13 protein-coding genes are annotated in these 16,224 nt (G+C 39.9%); all 13 read left to right on the top strand.

What is annotated here, in order from left to right:
* The first annotated feature begins 76 nt into the window (after positions 1-76).
* The 13 genes from ACY3XC_RS17200 to ACY3XC_RS17140 all read left to right on the top strand — a co-directional run bounded on the left by ACY3XC_RS17200 (position 77) and on the right by ACY3XC_RS17140 (position 16,161).
* Positions 77-1,879, top strand: a complete 1,803-nt coding sequence (locus tag ACY3XC_RS17200) for a sensor histidine kinase (RefSeq protein WP_464869636.1) — start codon at positions 77-79, stop codon at positions 1,877-1,879.
* Positions 1,872-3,377: a response regulator transcription factor gene (locus tag ACY3XC_RS17195; protein WP_464869635.1), complete on the top strand. Its 1,506-nt coding sequence runs from the start codon at positions 1,872-1,874 to the stop codon at positions 3,375-3,377. Before ACY3XC_RS17200 ends, ACY3XC_RS17195 begins: the two co-directional genes overlap by 8 nt.
* A gap of 47 nt (positions 3,378-3,424) precedes the next feature.
* Positions 3,425-4,837, top strand: a complete 1,413-nt coding sequence (locus tag ACY3XC_RS17190) for a glycoside hydrolase family 1 protein (protein ID WP_464869634.1) — start codon at positions 3,425-3,427, stop codon at positions 4,835-4,837.
* Between the two features lie 57 nt (positions 4,838-4,894).
* Positions 4,895-5,800: an ROK family protein gene (locus ACY3XC_RS17185; RefSeq protein WP_464869633.1), complete on the top strand. Its 906-nt coding sequence runs from the start codon at positions 4,895-4,897 to the stop codon at positions 5,798-5,800.
* A gap of 16 nt (positions 5,801-5,816) precedes the next feature.
* Positions 5,817-6,728, top strand: a complete 912-nt coding sequence (locus tag ACY3XC_RS17180) for an ROK family protein (RefSeq protein WP_464869632.1) — start codon at positions 5,817-5,819, stop codon at positions 6,726-6,728.
* A gap of 4 nt (positions 6,729-6,732) precedes the next feature.
* Positions 6,733-8,262, top strand: a complete 1,530-nt coding sequence (locus ACY3XC_RS17175; protein ID WP_464869631.1) for a glycoside hydrolase family 31 protein — start codon at positions 6,733-6,735, stop codon at positions 8,260-8,262.
* 106 nt (positions 8,263-8,368) lie between these two features.
* Positions 8,369-9,766 (top strand): sulfatase-like hydrolase/transferase, encoded by a 1,398-nt coding sequence (locus tag ACY3XC_RS17170; RefSeq protein WP_464869630.1) that lies wholly within the window; start codon positions 8,369-8,371, stop codon positions 9,764-9,766.
* A gap of 149 nt (positions 9,767-9,915) precedes the next feature.
* The gene (locus ACY3XC_RS17165; protein WP_464869629.1) at positions 9,916-11,028 is read left to right on the top strand and encodes a GNAT family N-acetyltransferase; all 1,113 of its coding nucleotides are present in this window, start codon (positions 9,916-9,918) and stop codon (positions 11,026-11,028) included.
* A gap of 292 nt (positions 11,029-11,320) precedes the next feature.
* Positions 11,321-11,893, top strand: coding sequence for a hypothetical protein (locus ACY3XC_RS17160; RefSeq protein WP_464869628.1), 573 nt, complete (start codon positions 11,321-11,323; stop codon positions 11,891-11,893).
* 52 nt (positions 11,894-11,945) lie between these two features.
* A complete protein-coding gene (locus tag ACY3XC_RS17155; protein WP_464869627.1) occupies positions 11,946-13,415 on the top strand; it encodes an arylsulfatase in 1,470 nt (489 codons plus the stop codon).
* A gap of 134 nt (positions 13,416-13,549) precedes the next feature.
* Entirely contained in the window at positions 13,550-14,239 is a 690-nt protein-coding gene (locus ACY3XC_RS17150; protein ID WP_464869626.1) for a YesL family protein, read from the top strand.
* A 105-nt stretch (positions 14,240-14,344) separates the two neighbouring features.
* A complete protein-coding gene (locus ACY3XC_RS17145; RefSeq protein ID WP_464869775.1) occupies positions 14,345-15,265 on the top strand; it encodes an ABC transporter permease in 921 nt (306 codons plus the stop codon).
* 14 nt (positions 15,266-15,279) lie between these two features.
* Positions 15,280-16,161 carry a carbohydrate ABC transporter permease gene (locus tag ACY3XC_RS17140; protein WP_464869625.1) on the top strand — a complete coding sequence of 294 codons (882 nt, stop codon included), beginning with the start codon at positions 15,280-15,282 and terminating at the stop codon, positions 16,159-16,161.
* The last annotated feature ends 63 nt before the right edge of the window (positions 16,162-16,224 follow it).

Genomic DNA, 16,224 nt, shown 5'->3' with positions numbered 1-16,224 from the left:
TAATGGTCAGCAAGTGTTATAAGTATTCTATTGTTGTAGACTAGAATAAACAATAGATAAAAACGAGGACATCAAAATGGAAAATAGAAGAAAAAGACGTTTTACACAAAATATTTTTAATAAACTATTCTTAATCTCTTCGCTAACAATCATTGCGACCGTTATTATCTTAATTATTACTATTACTAACTATTACTCCGATATTATTATTCAAAAAGAAGTTAATATCAATACAAGGACGATGGAAAGGGTAGAGGATTACCTTTCCGCAAAGGATACAGATATTAATCGAGCCAAAGGGGATTTACATGTTAAAGGGGATATGGTTGATGATATTTCCTTTGCTCTTCATAATGGGTATGAGAAATATTTAGAATACCGTTTAGATAAATTCTCTGAAAGCCAATCATTTGTTCCAAAGAATATCGATACCTATTTCAATGCTTATTTTGGTCAAGATCCCGATATTAATGCCATAGGTATCCGCTCATTAGAAAATCCTGTGATTGAATATATGCTCATTTATGATAATTTGCGCTGGGCTAAAAGCATAATTGACCGTCCAGCAGATTCAGACAGTTCACTTTCTTTGGAAGGTATTCCAAACTTTAATAGAAATCGGATACCAAGAGGCCGGCAATTAAGAGATACCATTACCAAAAACCTTGTTATTAATAATCCAGTGTCGCTTGAAAAAATAGGTGAGATTACCATTTTCTACTCTACGGACCGCTTAGATAAAATTGTTAAAAGGCATGATGGGGCACCAGCATCCTTTTTTTTAGTTGATTCAAAGGGAAGTATCATTTATTCGGTCAATAAGGGTGATGTTCCCACAGATTTAATCCAACACTTAAAATCTGAAACCAATCAGAAAAAAGTAAAATGGAAGCGTGAGGATTTTTATATAAATACGATTGCTAACAAAGGAGATTTCACCTATGTAAGTGTTATACCTGATAGAGGGTGGCAAAAGCTAACGATTATCAGGGGTACCATGTGGATTGTGATTATCTTTTTCATCATTATCTCTATTTTAATCACCTATTCCTTTACCCGGAATTATTCACGGCGAATTCATAACATTGTTTCGATTATTCGCCAGGTTGAAAAGGGAAATTTAGACGCAAGGATTCCAACGTCGCAGAAAGAAGATGAATTATCAAAAATCGCAGTGAATATCAATTCGATGTTAGATGAATTGAATAATTATATTGAACAATTTTACCTGTTAACTCTAAAACAGCAGGAAGCGGAATTAAAGGCACTTCAGGCACAAATTGATCCGCATTTTCTATTCAATACGCTGGAGGCTATTCGGATGGTAGCTGTCGTAGAGGGTTCAAAAACTTCTAGTAAAATGATATTCCATTTATCCAAACTGTTCCGCTATTCTTTAGAATCGATAAATACAGTCCCTTTATATACAGAGATTGATTATGTGAATCAGTATTTAAAATTGATGCAATTTAAATACCCAAACAAATTACAGGTTTCCTTTGATATTCCCAGTGATGTTGAACGAACACCTGTGCAAAAATTAATTTTGCAGCCAATCATTGAAAATTATTTTGTGCATGGTTTTAAAAAGGAGCGGACAGATAATCAGTTATTTATACGTGCTAGGCATCTTGGTGATTTGGTAGAAATCTGTGTTGAAGATAATGGTAAGGGGATGACGGAGGAAGAGCATTCTAGAATTGTCCATCATATCAATTCTGAAGAGGGTGATGCAATGAAATCCATTGGATTAAGAAATATCCATCAACGAATAAAATTGAAAAACGGGAATCAGTTTGGGATTTCCTTAAATAGTATCCAAAATAAAGGGACGATTGTTACCCTGTCAATTCCAGTAAGGGGGACCAGCGATGTATAAGGTACTTCTTGTCGACGATGAACCTTTAATCACAATAGGGCTTAAGGCGTTGTTGGATTGGGCGGATTATGGCTTTGAGGTTGTTTCTACAGCGGAGAGTGGAGAAGAAGCTCTTGCTTATCTAAAAGAAAACCAAATAGACATTCTCGTTACTGATATTATGATGGGGGAAATGACTGGTTTAGAATTAATAAAAGAAGTAAAAATCCTTCAGCCGAAGGTAAAATGTATTGTTTTAACAGGATACCAAGAATTCGGGTTAATTAAGCAAGGTTTATTGTTAGGGATAGAAAACTATTTAGTGAAACCTGTTGATGAGGAAGAATTATTAAAGACAATCCGAAATGTAGGCGACAAATTGAATGCCGTGACAGGAGTCAATCAGGAACACGAACCGTCAACATTGATGGATAATACGTTATGGCGGTTTTTAAATGGTGAAATTGATAAGAATGATTGCTTAGAAAGGTTGTCCTTTTACAATATTCAATTCAATCAGCCCTATTATAGTGTTTCAATCTTAAGTTTTGAAAATTATCATCAAGCTGAGGTAACAAAGGAAACGAGGAAATGTATTGAAGAACAATACTCAGCAATATGTCTAAATAGTCCGAATCATGAACTATTGATTATTTTTGGAGGCACAACGGAGGAAGAATTATTTCAATACAACCATAATTTTGTAGATTATCTAAATGGTGAACAAAGCAAGGCCGGTTTTTTCTATTTATCGATGGGAAAACCGGTTAAAGCGGTAGAGGATTTGGAAGAGAGTTTTGCTATTGCAGCAGAGTATAGTCTATTACAGATATACTCAGACCCTAATGTCCTTATTTCTGAACGGTTGACGATTGATAAGCAGGAAGAATTGAAGAAGCAGCAGGAATTTAAAGAGAATATTGTAAAGGTGTTATTGAAGGCAGATGAGGAAGCCTTGGAAATGGTAGATTCATACTTTCATGATACAACGAGAAGGTCACCATATATATCACCACAAGCGGTGAAAAAGTATACCTTTGATTTAGTTTCTTATATCCATTATTCGCTCCAGCCCGACGATCTTTCCTATTATACAGCTGCTGTCGAAAAAATCATGTACTGCAAAGAGATTCATCAGATGGAAGCCATTTTGAAGGAATATTGCGCGCAGCTCATTCATTCGATTCATAATCAAGTAAATATGCGCAGTCCTATTGTACAAAATGTCCTTGATTTTATCCATGTGCACTATGATCAAGGAGTCTCGTTAAAAACATTGGGTCAGCAGTTTCATGTCAATGCGATTTACCTGGGTCAATTATTTCAAAAAGAAGTTGGAGTTGTCTTTTCTGAGTATTTAAACCGATATCGCTTGGAAAAAGCAAAGGAACTGCTCAAAACAACCCATTACCGTGCAGGTGAAATTGGTAAAAAGGTTGGGTATTCTGATACCGCATATTTTTATAAACAGTTCAGAAAAACGGTAGGAGCGACACCAAGTGAATGGAGAAAAATTTAATCTCCTTTTGGTAATGAAAAAACATAAGAAAGAGACGGTGATGAACAATGGACAAACCTATTCATGAAAAAAAACTTACGTATCGTTTTCCAGAACATTTTTGGTGGGGAAGTGCTGCTTCTGGTCCGCAAACAGAAGGTGCGGCCTTGATTGACGGCAGGAAAGCCAGCATGTGGGATTATTGGTATAGCATAGAACCCGAATCTTTTCATAATGAGGTAGGACCGGGAGATACATCCGATTTCTATCATCGCTACAAACAGGATATTCAACTTATGAAGGAAACGGGTCATAATTCCTTTCGTACCTCGATTCAATGGTCAAGGCTGATTCCAGAAGGTGTCGGAACAATTAATCAGCAGGCCGTGGATTTTTACAATAGGGTCATTGATGAGTTAATTGCCAATGATATTGAGCCGTTCATGAACTTATACCACTTTGATATGCCTATGTGCATGCAGGAAAAAGGCGGCTGGGAGTCCCGCGAAGTGGTCGATGCCTATGTAAACTTTGCTGAAACCTGCTTTTCTTTGTTTGGGGACCGGGTAAAGTATTGGTTTACCTTTAACGAACCCATTGTCCCTGTTGAGGCCAGCTATTTATATAATTTGCATTTTCCGAAGGTTGTAGACTTTAAGCGGGGGGCACAGGTCGCACACAATACGATTGTTGCTCATGCGAAAGCGGTTGCAGCGTTTAAAAAGATGCATCTTAATGGTCAAATTGGGATTATCTTAAACTTAACACCCTCATATCCAAGAAGTGAGGATGCAGAAGATGTGAAGGCTGCACATATCGCCGATTTGTTCTTTAATCGCAGCTTCCTTGATCCGGTAACTAAAGGCGAGTACCCGAAGGAGTTAATTGATATTTTAAGAGATAGAGAGCTTCTACCGGCGGTTGAACCGGGAGATTTGGAGATTATTCGGGACCATCCTATTGATATTCTAGGCGTAAACTATTACCAGCCGCGCCGTGTGAAAGCAAAGGAGAATCCAGCACCGATAGACGCTCCGTTTATGCCGGAACATCTCTTTGATCCATATCTGATGCCGGGGCGGAAAATCAATCACCATCGCGGCTGGGAGATTTGTGAGGAAGTGATCTATGACATAATGATTGATATTCGCGATCATTATGATAATATTCCTTTCTTTATCTCAGAAAATGGTATGGGTGTTGAAGGGGAAGAGAAATTTCGTCATGAACAGGGTTTCATTGATGATGTTTATCGCATCGAGTTTATCCAGGAACATTTAAAATGGGTCCATAAAGCGCTTGAAGAAGGAGCAAACTGCCTTGGTTATCATCTTTGGACATTTATGGATAACTGGTCATGGACGAACGCCTATAAAAATCGATACGGATTAGTAGAAGTCGATTTAAAGGACAATTTAAAGCGAACGATTAAGAAATCAGGCAGATGGTATAAACAGTTGTCTGAAAGCAATGGTTTCTAATTAGCACCTGCTAAACTCAATGAATCTATTCTTATAGCATAAAGGAAGTGGCGTAAAATGGAAAAGTACCTTCTAGGGATTGATTTAGGTGGAACAAATTTAAGGATTGCTGTTGTTACATCTGAAGGTCAGTTAATGGATGAAATCAATATAAAAACTGAAAGTGATAAAGGACCGTACTATGTCATCGATCAAATGATTCAGCATTGTGTGGATATCCTGAAGGAGCGAAATATTGACGCAATTGGAATCGGATCTCCTGGTCCTTTAGATGTGAAAAAAGGCTTAATTTTAAGTCCAAATAATTTGCCTGGATGGGACAATATCCCATTAGTGGACATGTTAGAAAAGGCCTTAAAGAAAAAGGTCGTTCTAGATAATGATGCAAATGCTGCTGCGCTTGCTGAGGCCATTATTGGCGCTGGTAAAGGGAAGGAGTCTGTTTTCTATATTACTGTTAGTACAGGAGTGGGCGGCGGCTTTGTCTTCCGGAAGCAATTACTGCAAGGCGCGAATTTTTGCGCCGGTGAAATAGGCAATCTCATAGTAGAATCAGACGGACCGCCGCACCACGCCTTGAATGTGGGGGCCTTAGAAACATTGGCTAGCGGAACAGCAGTGAAAAAGCGTGGAATAGAGCAGCTTGGAATTACAGGCCATGCAGGGGAAGTATTTGTACTGGCGATGAACGGTGACAAAGAAGCGCAGAAGATTGTCGATCTAATGATTACCTCCCTGGCAAAAGGGATTGCGAACATTGTTCATACGGTTGATCCGCACATTATTGTCCTTGGAGGCGGAGTGATGCAGTCAGGGGACTACATTATGCCATTGCTTGTTGAGAGAGTAAATGATTTCTTATATCCACAGCTGCGGAATAAGGTAGAAATGGTGAGTGCTTCCTTGGGTACAAAAGCGGGAGTGATTGGGGCAGCTTTATTGACACAACAAGCAGCGTTTTAGCAAGAGGGGGCTGACCATGAAAGCTTATATGGTATTTGATATTGGAGGAACGTATATTAAGTATGCGGTGATGAATGAGAACGGAACGAAGCTAGAGGGCGGGAAGGTTCCTACTCCTCAGGAGGGGTTAGAAGAATTTCTGCAGAAGATATCTGAAATTGTTACCCTGTATCGACAGTCTTATGCCTTTCAAGGGATTGCACTAAGTTCTCCGGGTGCAGTGGATGTGAAAAGCGGATATATCGGGGGAGCAAGTGCTATTCCTTATATCCACAATGTACCCATTACCGAATTGATAAGAGAACGAACTGATCTTGACGTTTCGATAGAAAATGACGCAAACTGTGCCGCATTGGCAGAAGGCTGGCTGGGAGCTGCCAAAGAAACAGACTACTATATTTGTGTGGTAATTGGCACGGGAATTGGCGGCAGTATCGTAATGAATCATACCATTTTACGAGGAGCGTCCCTTCATGGGGGAGAGTTTGGCTATATGATTATGGGGGACCCGCTGAACAATCCCTTGGAATCAACCTGGAGCCAAGTCGCTTCAACAAATGCTCTCATCCAAGAAGTTGAACGGAGGAAGTTCCTGGAAAAGGGAAGTTTGGATGGGGAGAGGGTTTTTCGGATGGCTGCAGAAGGTGATGCCGTTGCCGATGATTGCATAACGATATTCTACAAAAAGCTAGCATCTGGAATCTATAATATCAAATACGCTCTTGACCCGGAGAAAATTCTGATCGGCGGGGGAATTAGTAAACGGCCAGAAGTTATTGAGGGCATCAACCAAGAATTAAAGCAATTGAAGGATGAAATCTCCACCCTCGATATTACGGTTGAAGCCTGTCAATTTGATAACGATGCCAATTTAATTGGTGCACTGTTTCACAATTTAAATCGAAAATTTGTTGGTAAATGGAGGTAACTCGGTGGAAAAACAGTATCGAATAGAACTTTTAGATGGTGAATACTGGTGGGGGGGGGCCGTAGCTGACGGGATCCATATGCCTTATGGGGAGAAACCATTTGAAAGAAAGCTAACCCCCAATTTAACACCTAATCAAGCTGCTCCCATCCTTATTTCTAATAAAGGAAGATTCGTTTGGTCAGAGGAACCTTTTGATTTCGCTTTTTCAAAAGACTTGCTGGAGATCTCTAACGCAAAAGGTGACATTCAACAAGGCGAGGGATATTTTCATCTAAAAGATGTGTATAAAGCGGTACAAGCAAAATTTTTCCCTCCAACTGGGAAGCTTCCTGAGCCCTTGATGTTTACATCACCACAATATAACACTTGGATTGAGCTCATGTACGACCAGGAGGAGGAAAAAATACTAGAATATGCTGAAGCCATTATTGCCAACGGGATGCCTCCTGGAATTTTAATGATTGATGATAATTGGCAGGAGGATTACGGTGTATGGACCTTTCATCCTAGCCGATTTAACCATCCCAAAAAAATGGTGGAACGACTACACCAATTGGGATTTAAGGTCATGCTGTGGACATGCCCGTTTGTTAGTCCTGATAGTTCTGTTTATCGAAAGTTATGGGCTGATGGTTTACTTTTAAAAGATGAGGCTGGAATGCCGGCCATTCGCCAATGGTGGAACGGTTACAGTGCGATTCTGGATTTAACAAACGAGGGTGCCGTGGACTGGTATCAACAGCAGCTTGACAATCTCGTAGAGTCCTACAATATTGACGGCTTTAAATTCGATGCCGGTGATCCTGTATATTATAAAGATACAGATAGGAGTGCAGTGCCAACTCATGCGAACGGGCATGCAGAAGAGTTTGCAAAGCTTGGAAGACGAAATCGTTTAAACGAATATCGAGCTTGCTGGAAAATGGCTGGTGAACCTCTCGGACAGAGATTGTGTGATAAATTACACAGCTGGGGAGATAATGGACTGGGGTCCCTTATTCCCAACGGTTTAGCACAAGGATTAATGGGCTACTACTTTACTTGTCCTGATATGATTGGCGGCGGCGAATATCAAAATTTCCTTGCCAACTCAGATAAATTAGATCAGGAGTTATTTGTTCGATATGCCCAATGCTCTGCTTTATTTCCGATGATGCAGTTTTCGGCAGCGCCATGGAGAGTTTTAGATCATGAACATTTTGGTTATTGTATTGAGGCAGCTAAGCTTCATGAAAGGTTAGGCAATGAAATACTGCAAATAGCGGAGAATGCTGCATTAAACGGTGAACCAATTATTCGACATATGGCGTACATGTATCCAAAAGAAGGATTCGAAACTGTGAATGATCAATTTATGCTTGGTGAGAATATTTTAGTGGCACCTGTAGTAACCAAAGGAACCACCCAGCGATTTGTTCAATTTCCTTCGGGTGCTTGGCAGGATAGAGACGGTATAATCACTCAAGGACCGTGTAATCAATTAGTAGAGGCCCCACTATCGCATTTACCTTGGTTTAGAAGAGTTAGATAGTTGTTAGTTATTGAAGCAGGATCATGATCAGTCTAGTGCCGTCATCTTTGGCGGCAAAGGCGGTGCAGAGATCGACCCGTAACCGAGTATGGATAAGGAGGTAAAGGTGGAATTGTCAAATCATAATAAACCAAATATCGTTTTTATTTTAAGCGATGACCAGGGGGCATGGGCGCTTGGCTGTGCGGGGAATCATGAGATTCGGACACCAAATTTAGACCGGCTGGCTGTTGAAGGAGTGAGATTCTCCAACTTTTTTTGTACCTCACCCGTCTGTTCGCCGGCAAGAGCCTCGTTATTTACGGGAAAGATTCCATCCCAGCATGGTGTACATGACTGGATTAGTGATGGGAATGTTGGAGACAAGCGGATCGAATATTTACAGGGGCAAACGGCATACACTGAAATTCTTGCCAAAAATGGTTATGTCTGTGGAATCAGCGGGAAGTGGCATTTGGGTGATAGTCTAAAACCGCAGAAGGGTTTTACTCATTGGTATGTTCATCAGGTAGGTGGGGGTGCTTATCATCACGCCCCGATGATTCGAAATGGTGAGCTGGTAAATGAAAGCAGTTATCTTACGGAGCTAATTACGGATGATGCCTTGCAATTTATAGAAAATCAGGATGGCAGTGGCCCCTTTTACTTAAGCGTGCATTATACGGCACCGCATGACCCATGGATCAATAGTCATCCGCAGGAGATTGTGGATTCTTATGATAGTTGTCCGTTTGAAACATGCCCGCAAGAACCAAGACATCCCGATTTGATTCAAACTGCACCAGAGGGGAGCAGGGAAAACCTAAAGGGATATTTTGCGGCTGTCACAGCCATGGATCAAAACATTGGAAGAATAGTAGATAAGCTTGATGATTTAGGCATCCGTGAACAAACCCTTATTTGTTTCCTAAGTGACAATGGATTTAATTGCGGTCATCACGGTATTTGGGGAAAAGGGAATGGAACTTTTCCTCAGAATATGTACGATACATCCGTTAAGGTTCCTGCCATTTTTTCACACCCTGGGATAATACCTAGTGGAAGGGTTTGTGATGAGCTAGTAAGCGGCTACGATTTTATGCCGACCCTTCTTGAATATACAGGATACCAAAATCCCGAAGCGGACAAACTTCCCGGAACAAGCTTTTTACCGCTTTTACTAGGACAGCAAAAACAGGGACAATCACATATCGTTATCTACGATGAATATGGTCCAGTGCGTATGATTCGTACGAAGGAATGGAAGTATATTCACCGCTACCCTTATGGCCCGCATGAATTATATGATTTAGCAGCTGATCCCGATGAGAGGAATAATCTTATAACTGATCCTGACACACAACAAAAGCGGATCGAATTGAAAGCCATGCTAGAGAACTGGTTTGTCCGCTATGTGGATTCGGAAAAGGATGGAACGCATGAAGGGGTTACAGGACTAGGTCAGTTGGATCTTGCTGGAACAGCAGGGGGTGGGAAAAGGGCATATCAAGATTTTAATGATTAGGAAATCGACAAAATCCTTGCAATGGCGATCGTCCCACACCTCCATGTAAATACAAAAAAGTATCAAAAATACAATATTACTAAAGACAGAATTGAACACGCATTTATTTCCAGTGTTAAAAACACTAATAAAAGAATGGGGATAGAAGAATGGAGATTCGTCAATTGTATGCAAATGAAAGGCAGGCTGCTATTAAATTTTCAGATAAAATATTCCGAACGACTGGCCAAAAGTCAATGGGTGAAGCATTTCCAACGATATTTTCTCCAGGCTTTATTGAACAGTCCTTTGGTGCATTTATAGGTGGGGAGCTCGTTTCATTTATGGGATTAGTACCTTCTTTTGTAAAAATAGGGCAAGCAAAGTTAACTATATTTTCACTTGGTTCAGTATTTACATTAGAAGAATACCGGAAAAAGGGGATTGCTAGTAAAATCTTAGAAAAGGTATTTCACTATATAGATGAAGCCGGTGCCTCATTACTGCTCGTATCAGGAGATTTGCCACTCTATACACGAGTTAACTGCTGTCATTTTGGTCAGGTGAAAAAGTACAAGTACTGTTCGGAAAGGAATGACCATAACCAAGATACTATGATTAGGGAAATGAGAAATGAAGATGTGGTACAAATGAAAAAGATCGCGGAACAACGAACCGTTACATATGAACAAAGTGTATCGGACTTGCAAATGCTGCTTCATGCTGAAGCAAATGCTAGCTGTGCTAATTTAACTCATAAAGTATTACTTATGGAGACCGATAGCCAGGTAAGCAGTTTTATAGTCCTTGGGCTGCCGGACCAAAACAATCAAACCAAAAAGGGAAAAATGATTGAGTGGGCAGGTCAACCAAATGAAGCCCATAATCTTATCTCATACGCATGTAAAAAGTACGAGCTGGAAGAAATAGAAGTGGCTGTCCCATGGTATGAAGATGAAATGGAGAAAGAACTGCTCGGCCAGCCATTTTCGCTTCATCCAAATGATGGAACGGTCTATATTGTAAATCCCGAAAGGTTAGTAAAACAACTAGAACCCTATCTAAACGATAAACTTTTGGATTCTTTTGAAGCTAAATTGGCGGCTCATGAACATGTTGAAATAACCTTTGGTAATCAATCAACTACACTAACGATTAAAGATTTCGTTTCGTTTTTATTTGATGTTCAACCACAAGATGCAAGCATTCAAAACTTACAAAATAAAATGGGGGGTGTATTTCCAATCCCATTTCCCTATACAGCTGGGTTAAATTATGTATAGTAATGGACGGGAATTGTACGCCCTGTTTAAAATGTCGTGTTGACAGATTATTGGGTGTTGGCGTATATTGGAATTAATTGAAAATTTCGGTTAAAGTACGGTTGTAGTTGTACCCACAACCCGTTAACAGTACTAGGAAAACGTTTGGATATAGTTCCAGAAAACATCGATGGTTTGTCGCTATGTGTAATGTTTGAATATCATCTCTAAAACCGGACTATCGGAGGATTGTCTTTTCATAATAATCAATCGTTATTTACAAAACCATCCAAGTGAAACTAAGGTGAAAAAAATGACATTTTTTAAAAGGTTTGATAACTTTTGGTTTTATTATAAGACACATATTTTAGTAGGAATTTTTATTATAGCTGCGGCGGTTCCACTGGTCGTTTTTGATAAAGATCAGAAACCAGCGGCTTTACAAGTTTCCCTGATAGGGAACGCCATCAGCCCGATAAATCAGGAAAAACTCCAAAATGAAGCAGCCGCTATTATTCTAGGGAAGGATGCAAAATCTGAGGTAAGGTTGAACTTTTGGCAAGTGGATGGGCAAATCCGTTCAATGTCCAATATTGATTTATACCAGAAACTCCTAGCTCAAATAGGAGTGAAAGAGATTGATGTACTACTACTAGAAAAAAGTGATTTTGATCTTATGGTAAAAGAGGACGCCTTCATGGAATTGAATAATATTTTGGGTAATGATGGCATCAGAGTGGATAACGAATTTGGAATTAACGTAACGGGGAATCCAATGCTAAGCAACGCCGGTTATCACACGGAAAATAAAATCGTTTGTATCTTGAAAAATACAAAACATAAAGAAACTGCTGTTAGGTTTGTAGATTGGTTAGTGAAACAATGAATCTTGGACTTTAGTCTCTTCACTATAATTCAAAAAAGGTTGTGATTACCCTTTGAAACCTAATATTTTGTTAATGATGGTCGATCAAATGCGCGGGGATTGTTTAAGTATGCTAGACCATCCCGTAGTGGATACACCGAATATCGACCAGCTAGCTCGTAATGGAGTCCTGTTTAAAAATGCCTATACTGCAACCCCTACCTGTGTCCCGGCAAGGGCGTCGGTATTAACGGGAATGTCGCAAACCTCTACGGGCCGTGTGGGGTATCAGGAAAAGATTCCTTGGACCTATCACCATACATTGCCTGGTGAACTAGCGAAGGCTGGCTATCACACACAAGCGGTAGGAAAAATGCATGTGTTTCCCGCTCGGAATTTAGTCGGCTTCCACAATGTGGTTTTGCATGATGGGTATTTGCATTACAATCGCTTTAAGCACCAGAACCTTGAGGCGGAATCCTTTAATTTCAGCGGCGACGATTATTTGCTTTGGCTGAAAGAAAGGGCAGGGACAGAGGCCGATTTGATTGATTTAGGACTTGACTGTAATGCATCGACAGTCACAAGGCCTTGGCATTTGCCGGAGGCCTTGCACCCGACCAACTGGGTAGTTACTCAGTCGATTGATTTCTTAAGAAGACGTGATCCAACAAAGCCATTTTTCCTAAAGATGTCCTTTGTTAGACCGCATCCGCCGTTTGATCCGCCGCAGGTATTTTTTGATATGTATAAGGATTTAGAACTTCCCGACCCGCCTGTGGGTGATTGGGCTGAACTCGAAGATTTAGAAAGAGCGGGCTATAACCCTATTACCTATAAAGGAAAGGTACCAAAAAATCGTCTGAAGCGGGCTCAGGCAGCCTATTATGCGCTGATTACCCATATTGATTACCAAATCGGCCGTTTCTTAATGGCGATGGAAGAGCACGGTGTTTTAAATAATACGGTTATACTTTTTGTTTCAGATCACGGGGAATTGCTGGGAGATCATCATCTTTTCCGAAAGGCCTTGGCCTACGAAGGAAGTGCGAAGGTTCCGTTTATTCTTTCTGACCCCGGAAATGTGCTGGGGCTTAAGAAAAATCAGGTGGCAAAAGAGGTTGTCGAGCTAAGAGATATTATGCCAACCTTGTTAGATGCGGCAGGTGTTGAGATTCCCGATTCTGTGGACGGAAAGAGCGTTCTGCCATTATTAAATGAGAAGCCAGGAGAATGGCGTGAGTATATTCACGGGGAACATGCATATGGCCAGCTTTCCCATCATTATGTAACCGACGGAAATGAAAAATATATCTGGTATTCTCAAACGGGGGAGGAACAGTTATTCAATTTAGTACAAGACCCTCAAGAATTGAATAATCTAGTAAAGAATGAAGAACTTCAGGACCGTTTAGAATATTGGAGACAGAAGCTGGTGAAGGAGCTGCACGGACGGGAAGAGGGTTTTACGGATGGAAATAGCCTTTTTGCCGGCTGTAAAACGAAAGCCTGCTTAGATCATTTGCTAAAAACAGTAGAATGATTTTGTTAACTCGGAAAACGTTTGGATTACTATGTGAAAACATTTGGATATGGAACTAGAGGGATGGTTCCTAATTTTTAACCATCGCAAGTGAATCGATTAAAAAATGTCACTTGTAAATAGGGGAGGCCAATATGGAGGAAAAGGGGTTAATAGGAAGATTATTTTATTTCTTTGAAAAGGTTATGAGAATTGCCCAATTTCAACTGCTCTGGGTATTGTTTACACTTTGTGGCGGGGTAATCCTAGGGATTATGCCCTCGACCGTTAGTCTCTTTACAGTTATTCGGAAATGGTTAATGGGGAACACAGAGGATCAATCATTTTTTAAATTATACTGGACCACGTTTCGAAAGGAATTTTGGAAAGCAAATTTCCTGGGGGTTGTTCTAACCTTGGTCAGCCTTTTGATCTATCTCAATATTTCCTTTATGCCTTTCATTCCTGGAATTGCTTATTGGTTTAGCTTAGTCTTTGTGCTTATGTTAAGTATCCTATTTTTCATCCTACTATTATATATCTTTCCAATTTATGTTCATTTAGATTTAAAGTTTTCCCGGTACTTTAGTGTTGCATTATTACTTGGGATATCTTCCCCTTTCCATACACTTTCGATTGCTGCCGGTTATTTCAGTACCTATTTGTTGTTAAAAATGATACCTGGATTTATTCCTTTTGTAAGTATCGGTTTATTCTCTCTAGTGTCCATGTGGGTATCATTGCGGGTGTTTAAACGAATGGAACAAAAGGAAGGAAGTGGACCATCAAAAGTGGAAAAAGCATTACTGAAAAGTTCGAATCCACAGCAGCTCAGAGAAGTTTAAGGCAAACTATTAAAATAGTAAATTTCATTGAAAGGAAGTGAGCGGGGATTGGCGAATTTACAAACTCCTGCAGAAGATGTTTTGGATATAAAGGAACAAGCCGCAATGATAGTTCCAAAAAAGAAAAGTGCATTACAAAGGTTATGGAAAGAGCGTTATCTATATTTATTGTTATTACCAGGGCTTCTGTTTTTTATTATTTATCGGTACGTTCCGATGGCTGGAAATTTAATTGCTTTTCAAGATTATAGCGCATTTCAAGGCTTCTTAAACAGTGAATGGGTGGGGATGAAGCATTTTAAAACTATCTTTGAAGATAGTGAGGTCATTCGTGTATTATGGAACACTTTATACCTATCCTTTCTTCAAATTGCCTTTGCCTTTCCAGTTTCTATTATTCTAGCTCTTATGTTAAATGAAGTGAGGTCTTCTGTATATAAAAGGATCATCCAATCTGTAGTTTATCTTCCTCACTTTTTATCTTGGGTTGTTGTAATCGGTATGGTCACCATCCTATTAAAATCAGAAGGGATTGTTAATAAAGTTCTTGGAAGCGTTTTCGGAATGGAGGCAATTCCTTTTTTGCAAGACCCTAACTGGTTTATGCCGCTGATTGTTTTAGAGGTTATTTGGAAAGAATCCGGCTGGGGAACCATTATCTTTCTTGCAGCTCTGTCAGGAATCAGCCCAAGTTTATACGAAGCTGCAGCCGTTGATGGTGCAAACCGGTGGCAGCAAATTTGGCATATTACCTTACCTGCCTTAAAAAGTACCATTATTATTCTATTAATTTTGCGTCTAGGCAGTGTATTGGATGTAGGCTTTGAGCAAATTTACTTAATGTTAACTCCATTTACAATGGAAGTTGGTAATGTTCTAGATACATTTGTTTATTTGAAGGGGATTCAAAACTCCGACTTTAGCTTTGCCACCGCGGTTGGTTTATTCAAATCCGTTGTCGGACTGATCTTAATTGTGACGGCAAACCGCTTGGCCAGAAAATTTGGTGAAGATGGAGTCTACTAAGAAAGGATGAAATCATGTTGGCTAAAAAAAGGAGCCTGTCAGAAAAGATTGTTGATTCAACCAATATTATTCTTCTCGGAATAATTGCGCTAGCGATGTTATTTCCATTTTATTATATGTTTGTGGTTTCCTTTGCTACCTATGAGGAATTCGTTAAATCAGATTTGCTTCTTATGCCTAAAACCTGGGTGCTCGATGCCTATGAGTATATTTTAGGCTCGAAAGAATTTATCCGTTCATTGGGAGTTACGGTTTATGTCACAGTGGTCGGCAGTTTGATAAGTATTATGCTTACAGCCATGATGGCCTATGCTTTAACGAGAAATATTCTGGGGCAAAAGGTTTATGTTTTTCTTGTTTTATTTACTTTTGTATTTGGGGCTGGGATGATTCCAACCTATATGGTTGTTCAAGCAACAGGTTTAATGGATACACTCTGGGCCCTTATTATTCCAGGTGCTATCAGCTCCTTTAACCTCATCGTCATGCGGCAGTTTTTTTTGAGCTTACCAATGGACTTGACGGAAGCTGCGATTATTGATGGTGCAAACGATTTACAGATATTTGGAAAAATTATTCTGCCACTGTCAAAACCGGCGTTAGCGGCGTTTGGATTATTTTATGCGGTAGGATATTGGAACTCCTATTTTACTGCATTGCTTTATTTAAGTGATCCGGCTAAGTGGACGGTACAGGTCGTTCTAAGACAGATGGTCATTCTGAATAAATCCAACTTACTAGATGTCGGTATGCAAGCAGGGATGGATCAGCCGCCGCCAGCCGAGACAGTAGGGATGGCGGCGATTCTCCTAGCTACAGTTCCAATTTTGATTGTCTATCCATTCTTACAAAAACACTTTGCGAAAGGAGTGATGCTTGGTTCTGTGAAAGAGTAATTACTAAACGAATATGAAAAGGTTTGAACGTTCGCAAGTTTGATAGTAAACAATTAATAGGGG

It is taken from the genome of Bacillus sp. CZDM1, from assembly GCF_055502545.1.
Note: the sequence above shows the minus strand (reverse complement) of the source record. Positions and strands in the feature narration are given on the sequence as shown.

Bases quoted from the DNA above. Each gene is read 5' to 3' on its own strand.
- ACY3XC_RS17145 (WP_464869775.1), top strand. From the start codon at position 14,345: ATGATAGTTCCAAAAAAGAAAAGTGCATTACAAAGGTTATGGAAAGAG.
- ACY3XC_RS17150 (WP_464869626.1), top strand. From the start codon at position 13,550: ATGGAGGAAAAGGGGTTAATAGGAAGATTATTTTATTTCTTTGAAAAG.
- ACY3XC_RS17140 (WP_464869625.1), top strand. From the start codon at position 15,280: ATGTTGGCTAAAAAAAGGAGCCTGTCAGAAAAGATTGTTGATTCAACC.
- ACY3XC_RS17165 (WP_464869629.1), top strand. From the start codon at position 9,916: ATGGAGATTCGTCAATTGTATGCAAATGAAAGGCAGGCTGCTATTAAA.
- ACY3XC_RS17195 (WP_464869635.1), top strand. From the start codon at position 1,872: ATGTATAAGGTACTTCTTGTCGACGATGAACCTTTAATCACAATAGGG.
- ACY3XC_RS17190 (WP_464869634.1), top strand. From the start codon at position 3,425: ATGGACAAACCTATTCATGAAAAAAAACTTACGTATCGTTTTCCAGAA.
- ACY3XC_RS17200 (WP_464869636.1), top strand. From the start codon at position 77: ATGGAAAATAGAAGAAAAAGACGTTTTACACAAAATATTTTTAATAAA.
- ACY3XC_RS17160 (WP_464869628.1), top strand. From the start codon at position 11,321: ATGACATTTTTTAAAAGGTTTGATAACTTTTGGTTTTATTATAAGACA.
- ACY3XC_RS17185 (WP_464869633.1), top strand. From the start codon at position 4,895: ATGGAAAAGTACCTTCTAGGGATTGATTTAGGTGGAACAAATTTAAGG.
- ACY3XC_RS17180 (WP_464869632.1), top strand. From the start codon at position 5,817: ATGAAAGCTTATATGGTATTTGATATTGGAGGAACGTATATTAAGTAT.